Origin of the sequence: Meiothermus sp. (assembly GCF_025060375.1) — a bacterium.
Classification (GTDB): domain Bacteria; phylum Deinococcota; class Deinococci; order Deinococcales; family Thermaceae; genus Meiothermus.
In genome coordinates this window covers 1-2,096 of the sequence record NZ_JANXCG010000022.1, presented here as the reverse complement: position 1 = coordinate 2,096, position 2,096 = coordinate 1, and the positions used below count along the sequence as shown (strand labels likewise).

Sequence of the window (2,096 nt, the reverse complement as noted above, 5' to 3'; positions counted from 1 at the left end):
AATCGGCCTGCGATATCTGTGGGATCGTACTTTACTCTGGGATATTTATCTTGACCTTTGGCCCATGGTGATGCTATTCCCCCTAGCCTACGCGTTGGCAGGGCTTTATGGGGTTGGGATAACCCCACCAGAGGAGCTGCGTAGGCTGAGCTACTCCACCAGCTTGGTGTTTCTGGTCCTTGGGGGAGCTACCTTCATGTACAAGGCCGGGGCCGACTACTCGCGCGGAGCCTTTGTGTTTGCCTGGGCGCTGGCCCTGGTGCTGGTCCCCTTGGGGCGGGCGGTGGTGCGGGAGCTGTTTGCCCGAAAACCCTGGTGGGGCGTTCCGGTGCTGGTACTAGGAGCTGGCAAAACCGGGGAAGTGGTAGTGCGGGCCCTCGAGCGCCAGCCAGGGCTGGGCCTAAAGCCAGTGGCGGTTCTGGACGACGACCCCAGCAAGCATGGCCGGACCGTGGGAGCAATTCAGGTGGAAGGGAGCCTAGACCTGGCGGAGCGCTACGCCCAAGCAGGGGTGAAGCACGCAATTCTAGCCATGCCGGGGGTCCCCAGGAACAAGCTCTTGGACCTGTTGGAGAAGCACGGGAACCTTTTCCCCAACTTGATCGTTGTGCCGGACTTGTTTGGTCTGTCGAGCCTGTGGGTGGCTTCCAGGGATATTGGAGGGCTACTGGGCCTCGAAATACGCCAAAATCTCCTTAGGAAGGGCCCGAGGCTGATCAAACGCACCATGGATGTAGGGCTTATCTTTCTTTCTCTGCCTGTGATTCTGCTGGTTAGTATGCTGCTAGCCTTGTTGGTAAGGCTGGATTCCCGAGGACCTGTGTTTTACGCGCACTTGCGGGTGGGGCAGGGTCGAAAGCTCTTTCGGGCCTGGAAATTCCGCACCATGGCACCCAATGCCGAGGACCTCTTGGCTAGGTACCTCGAGGAAAACCCTCAGCTCAAGGAGGAGTGGCAACGCGATCAAAAGCTGAAGGACGACCCCCGCATAACCCGCTTCGGCCGCTTTTTGCGGAAGACCAGCCTAGATGAGCTACCTCAGCTGTGGAATGTGCTCAAAGGGGAGATGAGCCTGGTAGGTCCCCGGCCCATCGTGGAGGCTGAGGTGGAGCGCTACGGGGCCAGTTTTGTTCTCTACACCAAGGTTCCCCCCGGCCTGACGGGGCTTTGGCAGGTTTCCGGACGAAACGACACCACCTACGCCGAACGGGTTGCCCTGGACAGCTACTACGTGCGCAACTGGTCGGTCTGGCTAGACCTGTACATCCTGGCCCGCACCTTTGGGGTGGTGTTGGCCGGCAAGGGGGCCTATTGAGGAGCTGGCTTGCGCTGCCGCTGTGCGCGCTGCTCCCGCTGAAGGCCCCCTGGTTTGCCGCCGGGGCGGCGGTATTGGGGCTGTGGCGGCTTCTGGCCGAGCGCAGGCTCTACCTGGGCTGGGCCTTTGCTGGGCTCGCGTTGCTGGGGGCGCTGGGGCAGTGGTTCTCCTACACAGGCTTTGTGCCCGCGCTGAAACCGCCCTCCTACATCGCACCAAGAGCGCCAGCCACTCAAGTCAACCCTGTTGGCCCCTACCTCTACGACCTGCTTGGCTGGAATCACGAGGATGGTGGTCACAGGGGTGCCCAGCCTGTGGAGGAGGGCTTCTGGCGCATCCCCCGCCACAACCCAAGCAGCGGGCGCGAGTTCAGGGAGTTCCTCACCGATAGATGGTACCCCCTCGAGCCGGGCAAGACCTACACCCAGAGCTTCTACCTGCGGCACGATGGCCGCGAGGCCCAGCTTAGGATCACCTTCTTCACCCAGAGGGGGCACCACCCGGTGCCCACGCAAAAGGAGCTGGTGGCCCCCGGGGTGTGGCGGGTCTGGGCCAGCTACACCGCCCAGGAAGGGGATGGGGCAGTGCGGGCCATCGACTTCCTCAACGAGGGGGGAGACTACACCTACCTGGAGGTGGGCTGGCCCCAGCTGGAGGAGGGCACCACCCCCTCGCCCTACCGGATGGGCCCCACCGGCCTCAAAGGGCTCGAGTGGCGCCTGGGGTGGTGGGTAGGCGCGGCCCTGCTTGGGTTTTTGGTCTTGCAGGCTGGGGTCTGGCT

The 2,096-nt window shown here is 62.7% G+C and carries 1 protein-coding gene and 1 pseudogene; both read left to right on the top strand.

The window, feature by feature from the left end; translation table 11 throughout:
* The first annotated feature begins 1 nt into the window (after position 1).
* The gene (gene wbaP, locus NZ849_RS03220) at positions 2 to 1,315 is read left to right on the top strand and encodes an undecaprenyl-phosphate galactose phosphotransferase WbaP (protein WP_295404109.1); all 1,314 of its coding nucleotides are present in this window, start codon (positions 2 to 4) and stop codon (positions 1,313 to 1,315) included.
* Positions 1,312 to 2,096: pseudogene (locus NZ849_RS03215) on the top strand (O-antigen polymerase); the annotation flags it as partial. The gene wbaP and the pseudogene NZ849_RS03215, both read left to right, overlap by 4 nt.